The organism is Natronomonas marina, assembly GCF_024298905.1.
GTDB lineage: Archaea > Halobacteriota > Halobacteria > Halobacteriales > Haloarculaceae > Natronomonas > Natronomonas marina.
In genome coordinates this window covers 1,207,150-1,230,410 of sequence record NZ_CP101154.1, presented here as the reverse complement: position 1 = coordinate 1,230,410, position 23,261 = coordinate 1,207,150, and the positions used below count along the sequence as shown (strand labels likewise).

Annotated in this window: 27 protein-coding genes and 1 tRNA gene; 20 read left to right on the top strand and 8 right to left on the bottom strand. The window is 66.0% G+C overall.

Annotated elements, in window-relative coordinates; genetic code table 11:
* Nucleotides 1-544 precede the first annotated feature (544 nt).
* A complete protein-coding gene (locus NLF94_RS06635; RefSeq protein ID WP_256558713.1) occupies nucleotides 545-1,939 on the top strand; it encodes a protein adenylyltransferase SelO in 1,395 nt (464 codons plus the stop codon).
* Nucleotides 1,940-2,279: 340 nt separating this feature from the next.
* Here NLF94_RS06635 and NLF94_RS06630 read toward each other — a convergent pair whose 3' ends face one another.
* Together NLF94_RS06630 and NLF94_RS06625 are read right to left on the bottom strand one after the other, a co-directional pair.
* A complete protein-coding gene (locus NLF94_RS06630) occupies nucleotides 2,280-2,708 on the bottom strand; it encodes an Lrp/AsnC family transcriptional regulator (RefSeq protein ID WP_246988981.1) in 429 nt (142 codons plus the stop codon).
* Between the two features lie 48 nt (nucleotides 2,709-2,756).
* Nucleotides 2,757-3,119, bottom strand: coding sequence for a HesB/IscA family protein (locus NLF94_RS06625; RefSeq protein ID WP_254840680.1), 363 nt, complete (start codon nucleotides 3,117-3,119; stop codon nucleotides 2,757-2,759).
* A 283-nt stretch (nucleotides 3,120-3,402) separates the two neighbouring features.
* On the opposite strand from NLF94_RS06625, the gene NLF94_RS06620 reads away from it, so the two are divergent.
* The 4 genes from NLF94_RS06620 to NLF94_RS06605 all read left to right on the top strand — a co-directional run bounded on the left by NLF94_RS06620 (nucleotide 3,403) and on the right by NLF94_RS06605 (nucleotide 5,824).
* The gene (locus NLF94_RS06620) at nucleotides 3,403-4,227 is read left to right on the top strand and encodes an IS5-like element ISNph4 family transposase (protein WP_254840679.1); all 825 of its coding nucleotides are present in this window, start codon (nucleotides 3,403-3,405) and stop codon (nucleotides 4,225-4,227) included.
* A 120-nt stretch (nucleotides 4,228-4,347) separates the two neighbouring features.
* Entirely contained in the window at nucleotides 4,348-4,578 is a 231-nt protein-coding gene (locus tag NLF94_RS06615) for a YgaP family membrane protein (protein WP_254840678.1), read from the top strand.
* Between the two features lie 325 nt (nucleotides 4,579-4,903).
* Nucleotides 4,904-5,014, top strand: a tRNA-Gly gene (locus NLF94_RS06610).
* Between the two features lie 291 nt (nucleotides 5,015-5,305).
* A complete protein-coding gene (locus NLF94_RS06605) occupies nucleotides 5,306-5,824 on the top strand; it encodes a PadR family transcriptional regulator (protein ID WP_254840677.1) in 519 nt (172 codons plus the stop codon).
* A gap of 6 nt (nucleotides 5,825-5,830) precedes the next feature.
* Here NLF94_RS06605 and NLF94_RS06600 read toward each other — a convergent pair whose 3' ends face one another.
* Entirely contained in the window at nucleotides 5,831-6,553 is a 723-nt protein-coding gene (locus NLF94_RS06600; RefSeq protein ID WP_254840676.1) for an Nmad3 family putative nucleotide modification protein, read from the bottom strand.
* 100 nt (nucleotides 6,554-6,653) lie between these two features.
* On the opposite strand from NLF94_RS06600, the gene NLF94_RS06595 reads away from it, so the two are divergent.
* Nucleotides 6,654-7,967, top strand: coding sequence for an arylsulfotransferase family protein (locus NLF94_RS06595; RefSeq protein ID WP_254840675.1), 1,314 nt, complete (start codon nucleotides 6,654-6,656; stop codon nucleotides 7,965-7,967).
* A 1-nt stretch (nucleotide 7,968) separates the two neighbouring features.
* Here the strand turns inward: NLF94_RS06595 and NLF94_RS06590 are convergent, their stop codons facing one another.
* Nucleotides 7,969-8,868: an acyltransferase gene (locus NLF94_RS06590; RefSeq protein ID WP_254840674.1), complete on the bottom strand. Its 900-nt coding sequence runs from the start codon at nucleotides 8,866-8,868 to the stop codon at nucleotides 7,969-7,971.
* A 164-nt stretch (nucleotides 8,869-9,032) separates the two neighbouring features.
* Here NLF94_RS06590 and NLF94_RS06585 point away from each other — a divergent pair, with 164 nt between their 5' ends.
* The 7 genes from NLF94_RS06585 to tmk all read left to right on the top strand — a co-directional run bounded on the left by NLF94_RS06585 (nucleotide 9,033) and on the right by tmk (nucleotide 14,795).
* On the top strand, nucleotides 9,033-9,425 hold the full coding sequence (locus NLF94_RS06585; protein WP_254840673.1) for a hypothetical protein: 393 nt from the start codon (nucleotides 9,033-9,035) through the stop codon (nucleotides 9,423-9,425).
* Nucleotides 9,422-11,503 (top strand): S8 family serine peptidase, encoded by a 2,082-nt coding sequence (locus NLF94_RS06580; protein ID WP_254840672.1) that lies wholly within the window; start codon nucleotides 9,422-9,424, stop codon nucleotides 11,501-11,503. Before NLF94_RS06585 ends, NLF94_RS06580 begins: the two co-directional genes overlap by 4 nt.
* 64 nt (nucleotides 11,504-11,567) lie before the next feature.
* Entirely contained in the window at nucleotides 11,568-12,626 is a 1,059-nt protein-coding gene (locus tag NLF94_RS06575) for an aldo/keto reductase (RefSeq protein WP_254840671.1), read from the top strand.
* A 52-nt stretch (nucleotides 12,627-12,678) separates the two neighbouring features.
* A complete protein-coding gene (locus tag NLF94_RS06570) occupies nucleotides 12,679-13,065 on the top strand; it encodes a MaoC/PaaZ C-terminal domain-containing protein (protein WP_254840670.1) in 387 nt (128 codons plus the stop codon).
* A gap of 74 nt (nucleotides 13,066-13,139) precedes the next feature.
* Nucleotides 13,140-13,619: a pyruvoyl-dependent arginine decarboxylase gene (locus NLF94_RS06565; RefSeq protein ID WP_254840669.1), complete on the top strand. Its 480-nt coding sequence runs from the start codon at nucleotides 13,140-13,142 to the stop codon at nucleotides 13,617-13,619.
* Between the two features lie 73 nt (nucleotides 13,620-13,692).
* Nucleotides 13,693-14,022: a DUF5811 family protein gene (locus NLF94_RS06560; RefSeq protein ID WP_254840668.1), complete on the top strand. Its 330-nt coding sequence runs from the start codon at nucleotides 13,693-13,695 to the stop codon at nucleotides 14,020-14,022.
* Between the two features lie 188 nt (nucleotides 14,023-14,210).
* Nucleotides 14,211-14,795, top strand: coding sequence for a dTMP kinase (gene tmk, locus NLF94_RS06555; protein ID WP_254840667.1), 585 nt, complete (start codon nucleotides 14,211-14,213; stop codon nucleotides 14,793-14,795).
* Here the strand turns inward: tmk and NLF94_RS06550 are convergent.
* Nucleotides 14,792-15,103, bottom strand: a complete 312-nt coding sequence (locus NLF94_RS06550; protein ID WP_254840666.1) for a DUF7991 family protein — start codon at nucleotides 15,101-15,103, stop codon at nucleotides 14,792-14,794. The two genes, tmk and NLF94_RS06550, sit on opposite strands and share 4 nt — an antisense overlap.
* A gap of 75 nt (nucleotides 15,104-15,178) precedes the next feature.
* Here NLF94_RS06550 and NLF94_RS06545 point away from each other — a divergent pair, with 75 nt between their 5' ends.
* Complete coding sequence (locus NLF94_RS06545) at nucleotides 15,179-16,207, top strand: thiamine pyrophosphate-dependent enzyme (RefSeq protein ID WP_254840665.1); 1,029 nt, start codon at nucleotides 15,179-15,181, stop codon at nucleotides 16,205-16,207.
* Here the strand turns inward: NLF94_RS06545 and NLF94_RS06540 are convergent, their stop codons facing one another.
* Nucleotides 16,208-16,438: an Lrp/AsnC family transcriptional regulator gene (locus tag NLF94_RS06540; RefSeq protein WP_254840664.1), complete on the bottom strand. Its 231-nt coding sequence runs from the start codon at nucleotides 16,436-16,438 to the stop codon at nucleotides 16,208-16,210.
* A 99-nt stretch (nucleotides 16,439-16,537) separates the two neighbouring features.
* Between NLF94_RS06540 and NLF94_RS06535 the strand changes: the two genes are divergently transcribed.
* Genes NLF94_RS06535 through NLF94_RS06525 form a run of 3 tightly spaced genes read left to right on the top strand, consistent with a single transcriptional unit; the run spans nucleotide 16,538 to nucleotide 17,844 of the window.
* Nucleotides 16,538-17,224 (top strand): potassium channel family protein, encoded by a 687-nt coding sequence (locus tag NLF94_RS06535; RefSeq protein ID WP_254840663.1) that lies wholly within the window; start codon nucleotides 16,538-16,540, stop codon nucleotides 17,222-17,224.
* A 1-nt stretch (nucleotide 17,225) separates the two neighbouring features.
* Nucleotides 17,226-17,459 (top strand): Lrp/AsnC family transcriptional regulator, encoded by a 234-nt coding sequence (locus NLF94_RS06530; protein ID WP_254840662.1) that lies wholly within the window; start codon nucleotides 17,226-17,228, stop codon nucleotides 17,457-17,459.
* A gap of 40 nt (nucleotides 17,460-17,499) precedes the next feature.
* A complete protein-coding gene (locus NLF94_RS06525; protein ID WP_254840661.1) occupies nucleotides 17,500-17,844 on the top strand; it encodes a DUF7113 family protein in 345 nt (114 codons plus the stop codon).
* Here the strand turns inward: NLF94_RS06525 and NLF94_RS06520 are convergent.
* Both NLF94_RS06520 and NLF94_RS06515 read right to left on the bottom strand, forming a co-directional pair.
* Entirely contained in the window at nucleotides 17,841-19,085 is a 1,245-nt protein-coding gene (locus tag NLF94_RS06520; protein ID WP_254840660.1) for a DNA double-strand break repair nuclease NurA, read from the bottom strand. The genes NLF94_RS06525 and NLF94_RS06520 overlap by 4 nt on opposite strands.
* Nucleotides 19,086-19,162: 77 nt before the next feature.
* The gene (locus NLF94_RS06515) at nucleotides 19,163-20,338 is read right to left on the bottom strand and encodes an NAD-binding protein (protein ID WP_254840659.1); all 1,176 of its coding nucleotides are present in this window, start codon (nucleotides 20,336-20,338) and stop codon (nucleotides 19,163-19,165) included.
* A gap of 124 nt (nucleotides 20,339-20,462) precedes the next feature.
* Here NLF94_RS06515 and NLF94_RS06510 point away from each other — a divergent pair, with 124 nt between their 5' ends.
* The 3 genes from NLF94_RS06510 to NLF94_RS06500 are packed head-to-tail and all read left to right on the top strand — an operon-like array spanning nucleotide 20,463 to nucleotide 23,231.
* Nucleotides 20,463-21,671, top strand: coding sequence for a potassium channel family protein (locus tag NLF94_RS06510; RefSeq protein ID WP_254840658.1), 1,209 nt, complete (start codon nucleotides 20,463-20,465; stop codon nucleotides 21,669-21,671).
* Nucleotides 21,668-22,858 (top strand): DUF8167 domain-containing protein, encoded by a 1,191-nt coding sequence (locus NLF94_RS06505; protein ID WP_254840657.1) that lies wholly within the window; start codon nucleotides 21,668-21,670, stop codon nucleotides 22,856-22,858. Before NLF94_RS06510 ends, NLF94_RS06505 begins: the two co-directional genes overlap by 4 nt.
* A gap of 37 nt (nucleotides 22,859-22,895) precedes the next feature.
* Nucleotides 22,896-23,231, top strand: a complete 336-nt coding sequence (locus tag NLF94_RS06500; RefSeq protein WP_254840656.1) for a ferredoxin — start codon at nucleotides 22,896-22,898, stop codon at nucleotides 23,229-23,231.
* Nucleotides 23,232-23,261 lie beyond the last annotated feature (30 nt).

The following is a 23,261-nucleotide window of genomic DNA, read 5'->3' as shown; positions in this document are numbered from 1 at the left end:
GGAATAAAACCTCCTTCCTCATCGATGGCTGCACGCCACCGGCTGGCGTACCCGGTCTGATCCGTTCGAGTGTTACTGAGACTATATTTCCCAAGCGATCAAAGAACGGATGCATCGACACCCACGGGCAGGTGTCAAACGCGTATTCTCGAGGCTGAAGTCGTTCACCGGTTTTGACCGCGTCCGTGCACGCAAGGAAAACAAACGTCAACGTTGAGAGTCAAGCTGTTCTCTCGGCGGTGGCGCTGGTTGCAGCATCGCTGACCGCAAAACGGCAGGGAAAAACAGGATTGATACGATCACCAAGTCGGCTTATCTGACCAACAGTGCAGGGCCTTTCGACTCAATATTATCGTGTCACTCATGCTCTCCATCTTGCACGTCCTCAGCTTCGCATATGGTTTCTATCACAAATGGGGTACAAGATGCAGAGGGGCGCAACCGCGAGCCACTCATTTCAGCGAGCGCGTCAGCGCGAGCAGGGTAGGGTAGTTCACAAGGAACAACTTATTAAAATGGAAACCTTAGACACTAAAGATAACACATGTCCCTTTCCTTTGACACAACGTACAAAGATTTGGACTCCAACCTCTATTCGAGAGTGACGCCTGAAGATATCAATAATCCGGAGATTTTACTTCTTAATGAAGATTTGTGTGATGGCCTTGGATTAAATAAAGAGGATTTGAACAGTCAGATTCTTTCAGGGCAAAAACTTCTGGAAGAACCGATTGCTCAAGCATATGCAGGACATCAATTTGGAAGTTATACTGTACTTGGCGACGGAAGAGCGATGATACTAGGCGAACATGTGCACGATGGTAATAGATACGATATTCAACTGAAAGGGTCTGGTCGAACGCCGTACTCCGGAAGAGGCGATGGGAACGCAACTGTTAGTTCCATGCTCAGAGAGTATATTTACTCATACGCGATGCAAAATCTTGGTATAAAAACATCTAGGAGTCTGGCAGTAATCGAGACCGACGGATCAGTTCAGAGACGTAGAACAGAACCCGGAGCCATCCTTGTAAGAGTGATGAGAAGCCACATTAGATACGGCACTTTCCAATATGTGGCAAGTCAAGCATCTGAAGAACTTGAGGAATTCACTGATTATGTAATCGACAGGCACTATCCTCACTTGAATAACAAGGATAAAAAATACACAGATTTTTTTGATGAAGTTATGCGATCTTCTATAAATATGGTAGTTGACTGGATGCGTGTAGGATTCATACACGGCGTCATGAATACAGACAACATGAGTATAGATGGGGAAACATTTGATTACGGACCATGTACATTCATGAATTATTACGACGAAGATGCTGTCTTCAGCTCTGTGGACAAAAGAGGTAGATACTCTTTCGGGAATCAAAAACCTATTTTGAAATGGAATCTTGGACGTTTCGCAGAATCCCTAAAACAGCTTTTTCAAGAATCATCTCACGCTTTTGATGAACTAGAAGCCAAGCTAGACAATTTTGAAGAAATATTCGATGCTAAATACTATAGTATGATGAGAAAGAAACTAGGGATCAAATCAGACGGAGAGGAAGCAATAGTAGATGCATTCTTAGACTGGCTTCGTGAATCTAGAGCAGACTACACGAATACATTCATAGAATTAGAAACTCCTGGCTCCTTTGATGACCCAGTCTATTCATCTGAAGATTTCAAACATATCCGAAATGAATTATCTGGTATCGGCTTGGATAGGAAGATGATGAAGAAAACTAATCCCCGTTATATTCCCCGCAACTACTTGATAGAAGAGGCACTAAATGAGTATCTAGAAAAAGAAAATCTCTCTAAATTCAAGGATTTATTGAATGTCTTGAAAAATCCTTATGAATCGAAAGATGCGAATTCACAATTTCAACAACCGCCTTCAGAAAAATTTGATTCAGAGTACACAACTTATTGCAACACGTGATAGGGGTTTTATAAGGGATTTTTATTATCAAAAGTCGTTTTATTTAATTCACTGAATACCCAGAGAACGTTAGTAAAAAGATCATAAGACTCGCTCCCTCTATTCAGCACTCGATTCCCGATAGAGATTGGGAAGGTTCCTGGTCACAGCAGTATGTGTTTTCTCCGTTACCGTCGGCAGAGACGTGCGAAACTCTTCTCTGACACCGTTCAGGTTTAGCTAAAGACCAGGGAGATGAGGACAAACGACGAGCCATCCTGAGAGGATCTTCGTATGATATACTTAGATGAATATTGATAAATAAATATATTTAAACGAATATTGCAGAAGGGCATCCGTCTTATTTGAGCCGTTCTTGAAGAACAGCCGGGCAAGCCGTGGTCACGCCCTGGATGGAGAGGATCTGATCGCTAACGATTTCATTCAGCTCGGTACTTCCTGTCGCCTCGAGTTCGGCCATCAACATGTGGTCCCCGGTCGCGGTATATAACGCAGTCAGCGAGTCGAGATCTCTGAGTTTACTCGTCGCCTCAACGTACTGGTCGCTCTCGACGTCAATTCCCACCATCGCAATGCTCTGGTGGTTGACTTTCTTTGGGTCGATCTCGACAGTGTACCCGACGATAGCGCCTTCCTCCTCGAGTTTCTGGATATATTTTCGGGCGGTAGGTCGCGCGACGCCAGCCTGGTCGGCGATCTCTCCGAGAGAAGCTTTCGGATCCTCTTTGAGAATGGAGAGCAGACGATGCTCGAGTTCCTCAGCGTCCATTGTACCTGATTTTATATGAAGCGGTGATCATCGTGCTGGCAGTCGTGTTCAGGTGCGGAAAGATTCGCCACAGCCACACTCCGAGACCACGTTGGGATTTTCAACATCAAAGCCTGCGCCTTGGAGACCCGTCTCATACTCAACAACACTCCCCGCAATATATTGGATACTCGCGGGATCAACGAACACTCGCAGGCCCTGGTGCTCGTAGATCATATCATCTTCGTCGGGACTCGTATCGAACCGCATCCCATATGACAGACCCGCGCATCCTCCTTGCTGGACGAATAGCCGAAGTCCTGCCGTGTCAGTGTCCAAGCTCTCTTCCTCTAAGAGAGCCAGAGCCTTATTCGAGGCAGCTTCTGAAACTTCGATTTCAGGTTGTTCACTCTCCTGGGCCGTCGTACTCATACGTTGAGTTGATTGGGCCAGGGTGTTAACCATGACGCTCAAATCTGTGACGTAGAGTTAAGGCTCGAAATTGTCGAGAGACAGCTATACGCGTGGTCTCAGAGCGGTAGATTCCGCTGAAGACAGCCATCGCTGGACATCATAGAAATCGATCGTCGGACCGAGTTGACCGGATCATGGGCCGTGAGGCGTCAAGCCACCCTATTTCTGCCGTGTTGAATAGCGATCTAATCCGCTTATATCGCGGAGTAGAAGGGCGAAGCCGAGGAAATCGATTCTGTCCATGGAAGTCGATCTCCTCGACTTCGTTGAGCAGTGTCGGCACCTAGTCAAACAAGCGTTGGGGAAGCACGCGGGCGAGCCCGCCAGCGGCGGGTTCGCCCGCTGGAAACACGTCGTTCTGCACTGTTTTCGGCTCGAAGAAGACCACAGCTACCGCGAAACGCCGAATCGGCTGGAGTATATCGCCGAGATTCGTGACGTACTCGACTTAGATCGGGACGATCTGCCGGACTACAGCACGATCTACAAATCGTTCGACCGGCTGAAAATGTGGGTGTGGCGGGCGCTGCTGCGCGTTTCAGCGCAGCAGCACCCGCAGTCCGGACACGCAGCACTCGATAGTACGTTCTTCGACCGCCGCTCGGCCTCGTCGTACTATCGCCAGCGGTCGGGAAGTAACGTTCAAACACTAAAAGTGACGACATTAACCGACAGAGAGTCTCTTGCCGTCCTTGACGTACATATCTCAGCCCGGTGGAAACACGATACGAAGACCGGGCCGCGGGTCGTCCGCCGGAACGCGGACGACCTGCTGTCCGTGGCTGCTGACAAAGCGTTCCACAACTGGATCACGAAATACGAGTTCTACGCGCTCGGTGTCGAGCCACTAATTTTACAGCGTGGATCGAGACCGTTGACGGTGGGACATAACGCTCTCATCCGGACAAAAGGCTATTCTCAGCGCTGGATGGCCGAGACTTCGTATTCGACAACGAAGCGCTCGCTCGGCGATGCCGTGCGAGCGCTCGGCTGGTATCGACAGTTCCGTGAAATCGTCCTGATGTTCGCCGTCTCGAACATAGAACCGCTCTGTGAGCCACTCTAACCGCGACTCAGCATCTATTCAACACGGCAGAATTTTCAGTCATTTGCAGCTGAATCCTAGTATAGTATTGTGGCGGATATTCAACACTGGTGTTATACGTGTGGCGACCCATATGTATGTATGAGACAAAATGTCGGCTCAGTAGACGAAACGCTCAGAACGGCAGTTGGTGCAGTTACGGGAACAATATCGATTGCAATACTCACTGGGACTCTTTCGCTTCCAACAGTGCTCTCTCCCGTGCTGGGAATCGTTGCGATTATGATGCTCGCTACGGCGACGGTGGGAACCTGCCCCATCTACTCGATGTTCGGCATCGACTCCTGTTCGCGCAACTCCAGTCCGTCATGACGGTCGATACCGTCCGCTCGAAGCGGTGAGTTGGTACGCCTTCATTTACTCTACAGTCGCAGCTGCTGTGTTGAATAGCGGCCTCTGAGCCGAGGTGAACCGAACTCAATTTTGAAATCACTCGCAGCACCTGCTTACAAGCCGACTCAATGTCCGACCCTCCACGCCAGCACCGCTATTCAACAGAGCATTCTGGAGATCCCTATAGGGTATCCACTGTTTCCAGTTCCGAAGCCCAGCTGCCGTCTTCGTCCGAATCGGTAGTGTCCCAGCGCCACGCTCCCGGGTTTTTATATGTCAAGCGCCGCAAATCAGGGCTGAAGCAGGCCAAAACCCGGGATATGGCGAGGAGATTCGAGGGGTATGCGGATACCCGTCGTTCGCAACGGCGGGGCTTCCCAAGCCACTAGCCCGGGTTCAATTCCCGGACGGCGCATGCGCGGCGTGAACGCAGTGAACGCCGCGTGCGAAACGAACGGCGAGCGGAGCGAGCCGTGAGTTGCGAGGCGCGACCAGCGGGAGCGCCTCGATCATGTCGAGCGGCGACCGCAGGGACGCCGCGAGCGCATCTCTCGAAGGCGGGGGCGGTTCCGAACGGCCCGCTCGGATTCGCCCGCCGGCGCGCCGGTCGGGGGTATCGTTCAGACCGTTCAAACCGTTCACGACCGGCCGAGTCGCTGGACGTTCGCGGGCCTTTAAGACGATTCCGCTTGACGTGTCGATTACGATGACCGACACGCGACCGGGAACGGAGGAGACGCTGCAGAGCCTCGTGAGCGAGATGAACGGACTCGGCGGCGGGGGCGAGGACGGGGACGCCGAGCCTGCGGCCCGCACCGAGGCGGTCGTCGAGGAGACGGCGGCGACGCTGTACGACGGCGACTCCCTCTCCATCGAGGAGGGCCTGGTCAAGGAGTCGCTGCCGAACCTCCTGACGGCGCTCGTCGAATTGCGGCGCAGCGAGACCCACGGCAAGGGCGTCATGGAGGACCTCGAGCGGTTCTTCGGGGTCGATCTGAGTCCGGGGACGGTGTATCCGGTGCTGCACGACCTCGAGGAGGGGGGCCTGCTGTCGGTCCACGAACTCGTCCAGACGAAGGAGTACAGCATCGACGACGGCGACGCCGCCCGGCAGCGACTCGAGGACGCGATGGGACAGCACCTCGCGCTGGGGCTGGTCTTCCGCCGGGCGCTCGAAGGACTCGACGAGTCCGACGACGGCGACGACACGACGATTCGGCTCTGAGCGCGGTCACTCGACGGCTCGTTCCCGGTCGTCCGACTCGCGTATCGCCAGCAGTTCTTCGGTCCCGTCCCGGTCGAAGGTCATCGGCCGGCGCCACCACGGCCCCTTCCCGGAGTCGCTGGACAGCTCCGTGACGAGGCGGTTGGCGTCGACGCCGGCGCTTCGACTCGACAGCGGGACGGCCCGTTCGTACAGTCCCGAGTCGGCGTCGTCGCCGTACAGCAGCACCTCGGCGTCGAAGGTCGCTCGCTTGCGGTGGGCGTTCGTCTCGAATATCGCCCGCTCGTCGGCCGGGAGGTTCCGGTACGCCTCGGGCGTCAGGGGGTCCCGTGCCAGCCGGAACTGCCCGATGACGTAGGCGCCCCACTCCGGCGCTATCCAGTCGGCGGGAGTGTCGCCGACCGTCGAGAGCGTGGCGTAGAAGAAGACGTGGTCGCCGGCCGACAGTTCCAGCAGCGGGCGTGCCTTCACCCCGTGGGGGTCGCCGTAGGTGTAGCGGTCACAGCCGTGGACGCCCGCGAAGGTCGGGTCCAGGTGGACGGGCCGGTCGGCGACCGAACTCGCGTCGATTGTGAGGTCGAGATCGCCGTAGGTCGGGACGGCGGCGTCCTCACGGGTCGGTTCCGACTCGGGGATGGGGACGTACTCGAAGCGGCCGTCCCCGTGGATGGGCCCCCGGAACCCGGGTTCGTTCGTGTTCGCACCGACGTTGATGGCGACGCTCCGCATGCCCCGAGTTCGAGCGCCGGCAGGAAAACGGCTTCCACTGGGGGCGATGGCCGGTCCCGAACCAGCAACGGTTTTGTGCTCCGCCGCCTGTGCCGCACCAATGCGACAACAGCGCGTCGTCGTCCTGGGCGTGCTCCTCCTGCTTTCGGTCGGCGTCCTCGGCGGTCTCGCGGTGACGGCCGACGACGCCGTCGAGGCCGAGGGTGACGAACCGTACCCGGGGAAGACGCTCGTGTCGGTGCAGGCGTACGGCTGGTTCGGCAACCACAACGGCGACGTCTTCATCGTCGACCGCTCGGGCGAGCGCGTCTGGGAGTACGCCCCGGGCAACGCCGCCGTCTTCGACGCCGAGATGCTCGACAACGGCAACGTGATGGTCTCCTTCGGCCAGAAGGTTCCGGACCCCGACTGTCCGGAGCGGTGGGCCAACACCACCGGCGACCACTGCGTGCACAACCGGGTCCAGGAGGTCGACCCCGACACGAACGAGGTGGTCTGGGAGTACGACTGGTACGACCGGCAGATCTCCTACCACGAGGTCCACGACGCCGACCGCCTCGAGAGCGGCGAGACGGTCATCATCGACATGGCGCGGCACCGGACGTTCACGGTCGCCCGCAACGGGACGGTGACCTGGGAGTGGTCCGCCAAGGAGCACCTCGACGAGGGCAGCGAGTTCTGGGCCGAACACGTCGAGGGCACCTCCCGCGAGGACCACGCCTACACCGGGCCGAGACAGGACTGGACCCACATGAACGATGTCGACCGCCTCGAGAACGGCAACTTCCTGATGTCCATCAGGAACTTCGACGTCGTCGTCGAGGTCGACCCCGACACCGACGACATCGTCGAGGTGTACGGCGAACCGGGCAACCACAGCATCATGTACGAACAGCACGACCCCAATTACCTCGAGGCCCACGACAACCTCATCGTCGCCGACAGCGAGAACAACCGCATCGTCGAGTACGACGCGGAGACGATGGAGGAGGTGTGGCGCTACGAGGGGCCGAGCGCCGACGACCGGCTCCAGTGGCCCCGGGACGCCGACCGGATGCCGAACGGGAACACGCTGGTCGTCGACTCCCGGAACTTCCGGGTGCTGGAGGTCAACGCCGACGGCGAGGTCGTCTGGGCCCACGACATGTCCGGTCGGCGGGGCATCGTCTACGACGCCGACCGCATCGGTCCCGACCGCAATCTCGGGGAGGAACCGGAGTCGGTCCCGCCGGGCGGGAACCTCGAGGGCACCGACCACGGCGGCCTGAGCGGCGCCATCGCCGTCGCTGACTCCTGGGTCGGGTTCGTCCTGCCGCAGTGGGTCGGGGTCTACGGGCTGGTGGCGATTCTGGTCGGCCTGGGTGCCGCCGGTGGCCTCGCCTGGGAGGGCTACCGGCACCGCCGGGCGACCTGACTCACTCCGGTGGCGCCCGGTCGCGCCCGAACTCGTCGAAGACGTCGATGTCGTCGGGCACCTCGTAGGGGAGGCGGCGCTCGTCGCGGCCGTCGGGGTGGTCGCCGTCGAGGGGTTCGGCGACCGACTCCCAGCCCGGTTTCACGCGGACACTCTTTGCGGGCGTCCCGACGGCGACATGGTGGGCCGGCACGTCCGACTGGGCGACCGCGCGGGCCCCGAGGATGGCGTTCTCGCCGACCTTCACGCCCGCCCGGACCATCGAGTCGTAGGTGAGGCGGGCGTCGTCCTCGACGACGGTGTGGAAGTTCTCGACGTGAGTCTGGTCGACGACGTCGTGGTCGTGGCTGTAGACGTGGACGCCGTCGGAGATGGAGACGCGATTGCCGACGGTGAGTTTCCCGCGGTCGTCGAGGTGGACGTCGTCGTGGACGATCACGTTGTCGCCGACGGAGATGTTGTGGCCGTAGGTGAACGTGATGCCCTTGAAGAACCGACAGTTCTCGCCGCACTCCGCGAAGAGGTGATCCGCGAGCATCCGGCGGAACCGGAGCGCGAACTCGACGTTGTCGGCCATTGGCGTCGCGTCGAACTGCCGCCAGAGCCACTGGAGGTGTTTGGAGTCCTCGAAGGCGTCCTCGTCCTTCTCGGCGTAGTACTCGCTCTCCAGCGTCGCGTTGCAGGGGTCGTACCCCTGGAGTCGGACCCGTTCGGCCGGCGAGACCGCCTCGCCGGCCTGCCACCGCTCGTAGGCGTCCCGGTCGCCGTGGAGGTCGACGAGCACGTCCTCGACGACCTCGCAGGTGTCTTCCTCGCTTGCCAGCCGACGGTCGACCTGCCCGAGGAACTCCTCGAGTCCCTCCTCGGCCTCCGGCGGCAGCGAGACGTGGCGCTTCGTCATACCGTCCCGCAAGGGACCCGCAGTGTTAGGGATTGCTGTTGTGCGACCGGCACACGACCGACGGCGGGGACCGCTCGCGGCCCGCATCGAGCCCCGACACCGTCGGTGGATTTTTACTCGGAGTTTCCCATACGTGGAGTATCGATTCGTGGGGGGAACCAAACATGACAGGAATCCGGGGAGACGAGCGGGCACCGAGTGACGTGCGTCGGGGCGACCGTCGCGGGGACGAGAGGGGGACGCGAGGGGGTACCGTCGCGGACGGCGGTTCGCACCCGTCGCTCGAGTCGACGCTGTACGGCCTGTCGAGGGCCGACGACGCGGCGGCGTACGCCCGTCGCCACGGTCTCGACGTCGAGGAGGGAACCGTCGCCGTCGAGGTACGCCTCGCGGCGGGCGCGTCGGCACCCGAGGACCGCCTCGAAACGGTCGGGGCACGCTTCGAGGATCGTCTCGAAGCCACCGTCGCGGTGGACGAACTGCTCCCGCTCGCCGAAGCACCGTCGGTCAGCTACGTCGACCGACCCGAGGTTCCTCACCGACACCCCGACAGATGAACGAACGCAGATCGCTGCTACTCACGGTGGTCGTCGTGGCGGTTCTCGGCGTCGCTGCCGGTGGGCTGGTCGTCGCCGGCGCCTCGGGTGCCGACGGCGGGTCCGACGTACCGGGCGTCAACAGCACCGGCCATCCGAACGTCGAACACGGCCTCCTGGCCGGCGACGGGAGCGTGGCGGCCGAGTCCGGCGACACCGACGGGATCCGGGTCGTCGTCGAGGCCACGGCGGGTCGCGGCGACGAGGCCGCCGACGCCGCCGCCGACCGCGGAACCGTCGAGGCCCACCACGGCAATCTGATACAGGCCACGGTGCCGCGGGACCGCATCGAGTCGCTCGGCGAGGAACCCGCCGTGGCGTTCGTGCGGACACCGCTGCGGCCCGAGCAGGCCGAGTTGACCAGCGAGGGCGTCGAGACGATCCGGGCCAACGTCGCCGCCGACCGGAACGCGACAGGTGACGGCGCGACGGTGGCGCTCATCGACCTCGGCTTCGACCCTGACCACCCGCCCATCGCCGACAACGTCGTCGAGACGAAGGATTTCAGCGGCGAGGGCATCGAGGGGCCGCCGTACATCCCGACCTCACACGGCGACGCCGTCGGCGAGATCGTCGTCGACGTCGCGCCCGACGCCGACCTGATCCTCGTGACCGCCGAGACGGGGCTACAGCTGTTGAACGCCATGGAGTGGGTCAACGCCCACGAGGATGTCGACGCCGTCGGGATGTCGCTGGGCTTCAAGGGCGGCGTCCCGAACGACGGCACCTCGGTGTTCGACCAGGAGATAGACGACGGGGTCGAGAGCGGGACGGCCTGGTTCGTCTCCTCGGGCAACGAGGGCGACGGTCAGCACTGGCACGGCCAGTGGCGCGACGAGGACGGCGACGATCTGCTGGAGTTCTCCGATCCGGGCGCCGACGCCGACGAGTGCAACGACTTCCAGGCGGCCGGGTTCGTCGAGGCGACGCTGCAGTGGAACGACTGGCCCACCTCCGACCAGCGGTACGCCCTCGAACTCCTGAAGTACGACGACACCAGCGGCGCGTTCGAGCGCGTGGCGTTCTCGAACAACGCCCAGTCCCCGGACAACAGCGTCCGACCCCGAGAGCAAGTGTCCTACTCGCCCCAGGAGTCCGGCGTCCACGACTACTGTCTGGCCATCCACCGCGAGAACGCCGACGGGACCGCCGACTTCGACCTCTTCACCAGCGACGGCATCGACCTCGAGTACAGCACCGTCGAGCGGAGCGTGACGCCGCCGGCGACGACGAAACGGGGCATTGCCGTCGGCGCCGTCTACTGGGACACGGAGACCCTGGAGCCGTACTCCTCGCGGGGGCCGACCATCGACGGGCGTCTCAAGCCGGAAATCGTCGCCCCGGCGCGGGTCTCGACGGAGGCCTACGGCCAGAACGGGTTCGCCGGCACCTCGGCAGCGGCGCCCCACGCCGCCGGCGCGGCGGCGCTCGTCCACGGCGCCAACGCCTCCGCGACGGGCGCCGGCCTGCAGGACCGCGTCGTCGAAACCGCCGTCGCCCCCGACGGCGAGAACTACGGTTCGTACCCGAACGACGCGGTCGGGTACGGCCTGACCGACGCGGCGCTGGCCGTCCCGCCGCAGAACCCCCGGAACGTCTCCGTGGCCGGCCCCGTCGACAACGAGTCGGTCGACGCCGTGTCCGTCACCGTCGCCTTCGGCGCCGAACCGAAACCCGGAGACGTGACGGTCCGCTTCGAGGACGGGGTCGGCGACACCGTCACGGCGACGGCGCCGACCGACACGACCGACGGGACGACGAACGTGACGGTCAACGCCACGACGCTCGCCGACGGCACCCTGACCGTCACCGCGTCGGCGACCGGCGACCAGGGGTGGTCGAACGCCGCCGGCTACACCGCCACCGAGACCGTCCAGAAGGACGTCGGCCCGAGTCTCGACGACTACGCCGGCGAGAGCGACGTCGTGCAGAACGCCGGTCTCCGGCAGGCGGTCGACGACTGGCGGGCCGGCGACATCGAGACCGGCCTGCTCCGGGACGTGGTCGACGCCTGGCGGACGGGCGAGACGGTCGCCTGATCCCGCTCCTGCGGGCCGGGACCGAACCCCGATGGCTAAGTGCTTCAACGCCCTACCGCCGGGCATGAACTACCGGACGCTGGGCGACTCCGGCGTGGAGGTCTCCGAGATCGGCTTCGGCGCGTGGGTCGTCGGCACCGACTGGTGGGGCGACCGCAGCGAGTCACAGGCCAAGGAGATGCTGCAGTACGCGGTCGACCAGGGCATCACCTACTTCGACACCGGCGATGTCTACGGCCACGGCCGCTCGGAGGAACTGGTCGGGGAGGCGCTCGCCGAGATGCGCGAGGAGGTCACCGTCGCCACGAAGATTGGCTACGACTTCTACGACAACCCGCAGGCGGGCCACGGCGAGTTGCCCAAGGAGATGCACCGCGACTACCTCGAGGAGGCCTTCGAGAAGTCGCTGGACCGCCTCGGCATGGAGCGGGTCGACGTGCTGCAGTTGCACAACGCCAACGCCGAGGAGATGGACGCCGAGGTGCTGGAGTTCCTCGACGAGGTCCGCGAGTCCGGCCGTGCCGACGCAATCGGGCTGGCGCTCGGTCCCTCCATCGGCTGGCTCGCGGAGGGCGACCTCGCCATCGAGGAGGAGTTCGACGCCGTCCAGCTGGTGTGGAACCTGCTGGAACAGGAGGTCGGCAACCACTTCCTCGACACCATCGAGCGGACCGGCTCCTCGACGAGCCTGATCCCGCGGGTGCCGCACTCCTCGGGGCTCTTGAACGAGCAGGTCACCCCCGAGACGGAACTCGGCGAGGGCGACCACCGCGCCTACCGGCCCGACGAGTGGTACGAGTCCGGCTGGGAGAAGATCGAGGCGCTTCGGTTCCTCGAAGGGGATGGCCAGCGAACGATGGCGCAGGCCAGCCTCCAGTGGCTGCTGTACCACGACGAGGTGGCGACGGTCACGCCGACGTTCCGGACCCGCGAGGACATCGACGAGTGGGCCGCCGCGAGCGGGGTGCCGCCGCTCTCCGACGCCGAGTACGAGCGGGTCCAGGGGCTGTACGCCGACGACTTCGGCATCGAGCGCGACGACGGCATGGACGCGCTGCGGTCGTCGGTCGGCGGCGAGGACATCGAGGCCGCCGGTCTCGAGAAGGAGTCGGCCGGGACCTGACCGTGCCCGACCGCCCACCGGGTCGGCGCCCGGACCGGGGACGGTCTCCCGCGTGAGCCGACCGACAGAAGGCGAGACCTACACGTTCGAGCGGACGTTCACGACCGACGAGGTCCGCCGGTTCGCCGACCTCTCGGGGGACACCCAGCCGCGGCACACCGAGCCGGATTCGGAGGGCAGACTCCTCGTCCACGGCCTGTTGACGGCGACGCTGCCGACGAAGATCGGCGGCGATCTGGAGATGCTCGCCCACACGATGGACCTCGAGTTCCGCCGGCCCGTCCACACCGGCGAGCGGATTCGCTGCGAGTGGACCCACGAGCGCGTCGAGGAACGCGCCGACGACTACGCGGTCACCGCCGGCGTCGTCTGCACGAACGAGACCGGCGAGACGGTGCTGACCGCGAGCATCGACGGACTGCTCCGGAAGGACGGCTGAGCGACGGGGCGCCCCGCTTTAGCTCCCCCACCGTTCCGAAACGCGGTTATGTCTCGGCCGTCCAACTCCGGGTAATGGGACTCATCCGCGTCGTCTGGGGCACAGCGACGGGGTCGACGGCGATGGCCTCCTATGACGCCGCCCTCGCCGAGGCGAACGTCCACGACTACAACCTCGTGTCGGTCTCGTCGGTCGTCCCCGCGGCGGCGACCGTCGAGGCGGTCGGCGAGGCGCCGGACCTGGGCCCCGCCGGCGAGCGTCTCACCGTCGTCGAGGGGCGGGCCACGGTCGGACCGGACGAGCCGGGACCGGCCGTTGCTTCGCTCGGCTGGTCGCGGGAACCGGACGGCCCCGGCATCTTCTACGAGGCGTCGGGGACCGACCCAGAGGCCGTCGAGGCGCGCGTCGAGGCGGGGTTGGCCGCCGGCCGAAAGCTCCGCGACTGGGACTTCGACGTCGAGGGACGGCGGACGGTCACGGCTTCGGCCGACGACGAGGCGTACACGAGCGCGGTCGTCCTCGCCGTCTACGGCGAGAGTACGCCGATCCTGTGACCTCCGTGTGCGTACGTCTCTCACCCGAGCCGACGGGTTTTTAACGGATTGCCATGTAGAGCGGGCAAGCCACATGCACGGAAACTCCCCCCACGCCGGGCCCGCCGAGGCCGAGCCCTCAATCGAGAGCCGCCGTGCCCTCCGTCGGGAACTGGTCGACGTCGCCACCTCGACGCGCGCGCTGCTGTCCGACGAGTTCGTCGTCGGCGCCGAGATATCCGGCAACACCGACGGTCTCCAGGCGACCGTCGCCGTCCAGCCGCCCGCCGGCTCCGTCGTCTCGGCCGGGTTCGACCCCGACGAGGACGACGCCACTGCCGAGACGCTGGCCCAGGAACTCGCCGCCGGCGCCGTCTTCGAGGCCAAACGCGCCGCCCGCGAGGGTCCCCGAGCGGCCCGGTAGGTCCCGTCGCCTTCTCCCGTCGTTCGTTCTCGAACGCGTTACCGACGGTCACCGGCGGGTCGTCGGTCCTACCTTCGACCGCCGGGCGCTCCGGCGCCGAGAGGCCGCCGCCGTCGGTTTTCCGTCCCCATCCCGACCCCGCCGCCGGGGACCCGGCCACTGATATGCGTCGCCGCCGAGGCACCCGTATGCTCGTCACGCTCGAGGGCATCGACGGCAGCGGCAAGACGACCGTCGCGGAGGCCCTCCGGGACAGCCTCCCGGCCGAGGAGACGGTGTTCACCCGGGAGCCGACCGATTCGTGGTACGGCGAGGCGGTCGACCGCTCCATCGACGACGACGGGGCGGACCCACTGGCGGAACTGTTCCTCTACACCGCCGACCACGCCGACCACCTCTCGCGGGTCGTCCGGCCGGCCCTGGAGTCGGGGAAACTCGTCGTCTCGGACCGCTACTCGGACTCCCGGTACGCCTACCAGGGCGCGACGCTGGAGGGCGTCGTCAAGCGGCCGATGGAGTACGTCCGGGGCATCCACCAGCCGTTCACTCGCCCGCCGGACCTGACGCTTTACTTCGACGTACCGCCGGAGACGGGCGCCGAGCGGGCGGGCGCGACGAACAAGTTCGAGACGGCCGGCTATCTCGCCCGGGTGCAGGACAACTACGAGCGGCTCGTCGAGACCGACCCGGACCGGTTCGTCCGCATCGACGCCACGCGGTCGCCGGAAGCGGTTCTCGACGCCGTCGAGGACACCCTCGAGCGGGTCCGCTAGACGGTGTCGGGCACCTCGACCTCGTCGGGCGAGGGCATCCAGAAGTAATCGAAGGCGATGCCGAGCGTCAGCGGCACGAGGACGGTCACGCCGAGGACGGTCGCGGCGTCGCCGAGGTTGGGTCCGAGGATCTGTCCAAGGAGGAGCGTCGCCACGACGAGGACGACCGGCGTCAGGAGTAGTGTGTAGAGGACGCCGCCCCAGCGGGTCTCCATCCGGACCCGGAACATCCGGGTGAGGACCGCCGCGAGGAACGTGTTCAGGCCGAGGAGGACGACCAGCCCGACCGCTTCGAAGACCGAGACCATACCGTACGTAGGGAGTCGAGGCTCTTTGCTCTGTCCGTCCGTCACGGCTTTGCCCCCGGGCGACGGAGTCCCGGTATGCACCGCGTTATCGGCGAGCGCGACCCCGAGCGGGCCGACGACGAACTGGCCCGGACGCTGCTGCGGGAGATGGTCCGGGCCCGCCTCTTCGACGAGCGGGCCTTCGCCCTCCAGCGACAGGGCTGGATGAGCGGCTACCCCCCGTTCCGGGGACAGGAGGCCTCACAGGTCGGGGCGGCGACGGCGCTGGCCGACGACGACTGGCTGGTGCCGACCTACCGCTCGAACGCCGCACAGTTGACCCGCGGCGTGCCGATGGCCGACATCCTCCGATTCCGGCGCGGCTACCCCGAGTTCGGCTCCGGCCACGATGTCCCGGTCCTCCCACAGGCGGTTCCCATCGCCTCCCAGATACCGCACGCGACCGGGCTGGGGATGGCGGCGAACTACCGGGAGAGCGACGAGGCCGTCCTCTGTTGTTTCGGCGACGGCGCCACGAGCGAGGGGGACTTCCACGAGGGACTGAACTTCGCCGGCGTCTTCGAGGCGCCGGTCGTGTTCTTCTGTGAGAACAACGGCTGGGCCATCTCGACGCCGGAGACGAGACAGACCGCCAGCGAGACCATCGCCGCGAAGGCGGAGGCCTACGGCATCGACGGCTACCGCGTCGACGGCAACGACCCCCTGGCGGTCCACGAGGCCGTCGACCGCGCGCTGGCGGACGCCCGGGCCGGCGCGCCGGTCCTGCTCGAGAGTCTCACCTACCGGCAGGGACCCCACACGACGAGCGACGACCCCGACCGCTACGACGACCGGGCGACGTTCCCCGAGTGGCGGACCCGCGATCCAATCGAGCGCTTCGTCGAGTACCTCGAGGCGGGCGGCGTCGTCGAGGCGGGCTTCGTCGAGGCGGTCCGGGAGGCCGCGGCCGAGGACTTCGAGGCGGCCCGCGAGGCCGCCGAGGCCGCCGAACCGGACCCCGACGACGTCTTCGAGTACGTCTACGAGGAACCGACGCCGGCGCTACGGCGACAGCGGGCGGCGCTGGAAGAACACCTCCGGCGACACGGCGACCCCTACGAGTAGCTACTCGAGACAGACGTAGGTCTTCGTGTCGACCACGTCGTCGAGGCTCCGGATCTCGGTGGCGACCGAGTTGATGACGTCGTACACCTCCTCGGCCTCGGCTTCGACGATGAGGTCGTAGTCGCCGGCGACGATGTTGGCGTCGGCGACGTGGTCGAACCCCCGGACGGTCTCGAGGAGGGCCTCCGCCTGCCCGGTGCCTGCCTTGACCATGATGAACGCCCGAACCATGGGACCGGTTCGCAGAGGGCGGCGAAAAAACTTTCCCGGTACGGGGGCGGCCCGTGCGACGGAGTAACATTATTGGGTCCGGTCGTCGTAGGGGGTTCCATGCGATTCGTAATCGTCGGAGCGGGTCGGGTCGGGATGCGAACCGCTCGGGTCCTGCGGGAGGAGGGCCACGAGACGGTCATCATCGAGCCCGACGAGACGAAGGTGAACCGCCTCGAGGACGAGGGGTTCGAGGTGGTCCACGGCGACGGCAGCGACGAGGAGACCCTCCTGGCGCAGGACCTCGACGCCGCCGACGGGGTTGCGGCGCTGTCCGGCGACCTCGTCGTCAACTTCGTGGTCTGCATGATCGGCACCGCCCACGACTGCCGGACGGTGATGCGGGTCGACAACGACTACCGCGAGTACGTCGTCCAGAAGTACGCCTCCGACGTCGACGAGGTGATCTATCCCGAGCGGCTGGGCGCTATCGCCGCGAAGAACGCCCTGGTCGGCGGGAACGTCCGCGCGGTCGCCGACGTCGCCCAGAACCTCCAGCTCGTCCAGCTGACGGTGACGCAGGACTCGCCGATGCGGGGGTACTCCCTGTCGGAGATAGAGCTGCCGGCCGACGCCCGCATCCTCGCGTTCGGCAAGGCAGACGGCCCGCTTGCGATCCCGGACCCGGACCTCTCGATGGAGGCCGGCGACCGCCTCGTCGTCATCGCCGACTTCAGCGTCCTGCGGGACGTCCAGCAGATCATCGTCGGCGAGCGGGGCGCCTCCGTCGCCAGGGGGGGTGCCTGAGATGGTCGTCGCCTACGTCATGGTGAAGGCCCACACCGGCGAGGCCGACCGCCTCCGCGACGACATCGAGGCCGTCGACGGGGTCACCTCCGCCCACATCGTCGCCGGCGACGTCGACATCATCGCCAAGGTGGAGGTCGACTCGCCGGGCGAGGTCAAGACCATCGCCGCGACCACCATCCAGAACCTCGACGGCGTTGAGGACACCCACACCTACGTCGCCATGGACTCGTAGTCGGCACACGGCTTTTACCCGCGCCCGCCGTAGCTCGTGTATGCTACAGATTCGCGGCTCGGCCCGCGGCACCGACCTGACGGGGACGCTGTACGAACGCGGCGAGGAACCGCCGCAGTTCCGGGGCGCGCCCGACGACGACGCGCCCTACGTGTGGGTCTGCGACGCGTTCTACGAGGTCGACAGCGGGGGGACGACCCAGCAGCTCGGCGACCGGACGGTCCAGGTCGCCTTCGAGTCGCCGATGCCGCGCGGCTTCGAGACCCGTGAGGCGGCCGTCGAGGCCGCCACCGAGCACGTCCGCACCCAGTTCGCCCGCCTCGGCGTCCCCGCCGAGGAGGTCACCGTCGACGTCATCGAGGTCGCCGAGGACGTCGCCCCCTAGACGACAAGCCCCCACCGCTCGTCGTCGTAGCTGCGGTCCCGTTCGGCGTCGAACCGCTCCTCGATGGCGCGGCCCAGCGCAGCCTTCTCCTCGCGGCTGATGCGCGCCAGCTCGTCGGCCTTGGCGACGGCCAGCGGCGGCCCGCGCTCGCCCGCGACGTCCCGGAGCAACTGCGTCGTCAGCGCCTCCCGACGGTCGGGGTCCCGGGTGAAGACGGCCGGCGCCTCCACCCGGAACAGCAGGTCCTCGCGGGGGTCGTAGATACAGAAGAACGTCACCTCGTAGTCGGCGGGGTCGAGTTCTCGGTCGAGTCCCAGGGCGTCGCCGTCGGCCGAGAGCGGTTCGTCGACGCCGCACCGCGAGACGAACCAGTTGGTGAACGTCAACTGGTCGGTCCGGCGCTCGCCCTCGTCGTCGGTCCGCTCTAAGGCGCGCCTGAAGAAGGCGGCGTCGTCGACCCACGGCGCCCGATTTTCGCTGCGGACCGCCCGCGTGATGGCCTTCGAGCCGCTGTTCTTGACGAAGCCGACGAGCGGGACGTCCCGCTCGGCGAACGTCTCGACCAGTTCGATGTAGCCCGCGACGACGTCGCGGGGCCGCTTTTCCTCGACGAGGAGGTCGGCCAGTTCGGGGTGGCGGTCGCTCCAGGCGAGCAGTCCCTTCGGGTAGATGGGCCCATCCAGCACGAGCAGGTCCTCGACCACCTCGGCCTGCATCCTGGCGTGGGTCGCCTCCGCGAGGTACAGCGACAGCGCGTGGACGACGGCCTCCTCGTAGCGGCTGACGCGGGGCGCCTGCAGGATGCGCCCCCGCGAGTAGCCGCGGTCGAACATCGTCCACTCGTCTTCCTCGCAGTCGACGGTTGCGTCGTTGGAGTGGACCGTCGCCACGACGGACCGGGCGCGGTGGAGTTCGAGGTCGGAGGGGACGGCCGCCATCGCGGCCTGGGCGACGTCGAGTACGAGGCCGTTGGTGAACGTCGTGGGGTTGATCGTCCCCGAGTCGAGGCCGTGCTGGGTCGGGAACGGGGCCGCCTGCAGGGCCGCGTCCTCGACGTCGACGCGTTTGCGGCCCAGCTCGTCCAGCGGCTCGATGACCCGCCGGCCGCCGTCCCACAGGGGGTCGAGGAACTCCTCGAAGACAGTGTCGGCGAACGTCTCGTGGTCGGTGGCGTCGACCCGCTGGTCGATGCGGCCCGCCAGTTGCGCGATGCCGTCGAAGTGGACGGGGTCGAGGGTCATGGTTTCCCTGGGTCGCTGTCGGTGTTAAATGGTGGCCAGGGCTCCGGGAGGCGCCTTCGGGGGCCGGGCCAGCCGGGTCACCGGTCCCGCTGGCGGTCGAGGAGGCGTTCGATGGCCCGCTCGGGGTCGTCGTCGCCGAGGGCGGACTCGACGAGGAGCCGCCCGCCCAGCACCGCGGGGCTCAACACGGCGTCGGCGCCGGCACGCCTGAGCTTCGGGACGTTCTCGCGGTCGGTCGCGGCGGCGACGATGCGGAGGTCGGGGTTGAGTTCCCGGGCGGTCAGGATGGCCAGCGCGTCCTGGGCGTCGTCCTCGGTCGCCGCGAAGAGGGCGGCGGCGCGCTCGACGTGGACGCGCTGCTGCGGTTCCTCGTCGCTTGGGTCCCCCGTGACGACCTCGATGCCGCGTTCGTTGAGCCGCTTTGCGGTCTCGGGGTCGTTCGTGATGACGACGGCGGGAACGTCGCCGAGGCTCTCGAGTATCGGTTCGGTCAGGTCGCCGTAGCCGGCGAGGACGTAGTGGTCATCCAGGAGTTCGAGCTGTCTGTCTGTCATGTTTCCGAGCGCCGTCGCGAGGCGGGCCTCGATGAGCGGGCCCAGGAGCGTCCCCAGTGCGACGGCGAAACTGGCGACGCCGGCGAGCAGCACGGACATAGAGAAGAGGCGGCCGACCTGCGTGGTGGCGGTGGTGTCGCCGTACCCGACCGTCGAGGCGGTGACGAGCGTGAAGTAGAAGGCGTCCAGCACGGTGTTCACGCCCGCGAACTCCTCGCGGAGCGCGTAGGTGCCGACGGTGCCGTACAGCTGGACGCCGACGATGGCCGCGAGCGAGGCCAACTGCGACAGGCCGAGGTTCACGCGGCGGTCGAAGTACCGGCGGTTGGCCGCCACCGCGGGGATGGAGACCACCGAGAGGACGACGAGCGGAAACGAGAGGATGCTGGACTGGACGAGTCCCTGGGCGGCGGTGACCGGGAGCAGTACGACGGCCGACAGCCAGGCCATTCGGTAGCCGCGGCGGAGGCCGTAGGCGCCGAACAAAAGCAGGAAGCCGGTCATCGTCCCGGTGAAGCCGGCCGCCCGGGCGGCCGTCGTCGGGACGAACGACGCCAGCGGTCCCGACACCTCCGTCGCCCCGATGTTGACGATGCCGGTGAGGACGGAGAGGACGGCGGCGATAGCAGTCAACAGCACGGCGGCCCTGACGCGGAGGAGTCGACCGCCGGACGGCGGGTTTCCCGAGGACCCTGCCATACCGGGCTACTCGACAGCGGGTCGAATAAACCCGCCGGTCGCTGGTGGAGACCCCCGAACCGCCGGCACTCCGGCCTCCGACCTCGCCGGTAGTAGTTTACCGGAGGCCGGTGTGGTGGCGGGCATGGCGCAGCCGCTTCCCGTCGAGATACTCTTCGGCATCTATCTCGGCGTCCTCACGGGGGTGTTTCCGGCTCTGGTTTCGTGGGGGCTCGGCTTCCTGTTCAAGTACGTCACCGGTGTCTCGATTCCGGCCTTCGGCGTGGTCGTGCTCGCCCTGGCGCTGGCCGGCATCAACGGCGGGCTGCTGGCGCTGAACGACCCCGCCGTCGTCGGGTCGGGCTTTCGCGTCGTCGTCGCGCTCATCGTCGTGTCGATGGTGTCGATGTACGCCCACGCGAGGGGCGACAGGATGGGCGCGGAGTTCCCGCGACGGCTGTCGCTGTCGAAGCTCCGCGATCGGACCCTCTCGAACGAGGTGGTCGAACTCGTCGGCTCGCGCGGGGAGGTCCACGTCGAGGTCACCGGCGAGGTCGTCGACATGGAGGGATACCCGCCGCTGTCGGCGGCCACGAGGGAGGCGATCAGGACCGGGGAGTGGCGGTTTCCCGCCGACCTGCCGCTCTCGGAACTGGAGACCCGCTTCGAGGACCGGTTGCGGACCGAACTGGACCTGGCCGACGTCTCGGCGACCATCGACGAGCGCGGGACCGCAACCGTCGTCGCCGCGCCGCCGCTCTCGGGGGTGTCGAAGCGGGTCCCGTCCGGCAAGCGGGCGGTCTCCGTCGAGGCGCTCGTCCCCACCGGTCTCGCCCGGGGCGATGAGGTCACGCTCTCCGCCGGAGGGGTCTCGGTCGACGGCACCGTCGTCGCCGCGCGGACGGGGGCCGCGAGCGGCCGGACGGCGACGACCGACGGCGGGACACCGGCGGAGCCGGCGCCGCCGGTCGCCGCGCCCACGACGACCGGGGGCGAGGGACGGCTCACCGTCGCCGTCGCGCGGGCCGACGCGGAGACGCTGCTCGGCGTCGACCGGCCGACGGTCGTCGTCACCGCCCGCGGCACCCGCCGGGAGTACGAACTCCTCTCGCTGTTGCGGCGGGCGGGCAAGCGGTTCCGGAAGGTCACCGTCCGGCAGACGAGCGGCCTCGTCGGAACGCGGCTGGGCGACGCCGACCTGCGAAACGCCCACGCCGTCGCGGTACTCGGCGTCGAGCGGCCGGACGGCTGGCTCGTCGCCCCCGACGGGGACGTCGAACTGCGGGCCAGCGACGAACTGTTCGTCGTCGGAACCGCCCAGGCGCTCGACGCCTTCGAGGAGGTACTGGCGTGACCGCTGCCGTCCTCCAGGGCGCTGTCGGGGAGAGCCTCGCCGTCGACGCCGCGTGGCTCGTCGTGCTCACGGTGCTGTCGGCGGTTCTCGGGGCGGGCATGGGGCTCCTCCACCGGTGGTACGCCAACGAGCGCGTGCCGGATGGCCTCGCCGTCCTGGTCGGACTCAGCGGCGTCGCACTGTCGCTGAACACCTCCGGCGCGCTGGGCGAGGTCATCGGCGGACAGGGGGAACTGGTGGCGACCGGGACGGCACTTTTCAACGTCGTCGTGTTCTTCGTCGCCGCGGTCGCGGCCGACGTCGGCGGGCGGGCCGGCGACCGGCTCGGTCTCGGTTTCTTCGCGGTCTCCGGGGCCCGGACCGTCGAACGGGACGTCAGCCGCATCGTCAAGACCGTCGGCCGCGTCATCACCGTCGAGGTTCCCGAGGAGATCGGCGACATCGACGGCTACGACCCCGTCGACCCGGTCGTCAAGGAGGCGCTGGCCGGCCAGCAACTGGTCTTTCCCCGGCGGCTCACGCTGGAGGCGCTGCGGGCGCGGTTCGTCGAGCGGCTCCGGACCGACTACGGCGTCGGCCACGTCGACGTCGACTTCGCCGACGACGGGAGCGTCGAGTACCTCGCGCTCGGGAGCCGCGAGGCCGGCCTCGGCCCGACGCTGCCGCCCGGCAGCGCCGCCGTGGCGGTCAGGGCCGACCCGCCGAACAACGCCAGTCCCGGCGACGCGGTCCAGGTGTGGGCCCTCGGGGACCCGAGAGCCGGCGACGGTCCCGAGCGGGTCCTCACGGCCGAGATCCGGGGCACCGCCGACGACGTCGTCACGCTCGCGGTCGACGAGGCGGAGACGGACCTCCTCGACCCCGAGGCCCGCTATCGGCTCGTTACGCTGCCCGCCGAGGTGCGGGCCGACCGGGAGTTCGCCGGCCAGTTGCGCTCCGCCGCGGAGACGATGGGTGCCGTCAACCTGGCGGTCGGGAGCCCGCTGGCCGCCAGCACCGTCGGCGCGCTGGATCTCGCCGTCGTCGCGGTCCGGCCGGCCGACGGCCCGATAGAGGCCATTCCGCCGCGGGACCGGCCGCTCGCGGCCGGGGAGACGGTGTACGCCATCGCCCGACCGGAGCGCCTCCGGAAGTTCGAGGCGGCTGCCGGCGGGACCCCGGACGCGCCGGGGGTCCCCGCCGAGTAGTCGTCAGAGCCAAATCGGTCGGGCCCGGAGTACGGGTATGGCCGACGACCCCGTCGACCCGAGCGAGATCGGCGAGCGGGACGCACCTCCAATCGAGGAGGCCCCCTACAAGATCATCTTCGAGGCCAACAAGTGCATCGCCGCGGGCAAGTGCGCGGAGGTCTCGGACAACTGGGAGATGGAGCTCTCTACGGGTATCGCCCAGCCGAACGTCTACTTCTTCGACGAGGCGGACCTCGATCACAACGTCCGGGCTGCGGAGGTATGCCCGGCGAAGAAGGACCGGGGCGTCATCCACGTCGTCGACCGACGCACCGACGAAGAGATAGCGCCCGACCCGGAGGGCGACGGGAGCCTCTCGGTCGACTGGTGACGGGGGGCGACCGAAACGCCCATTGGCGGC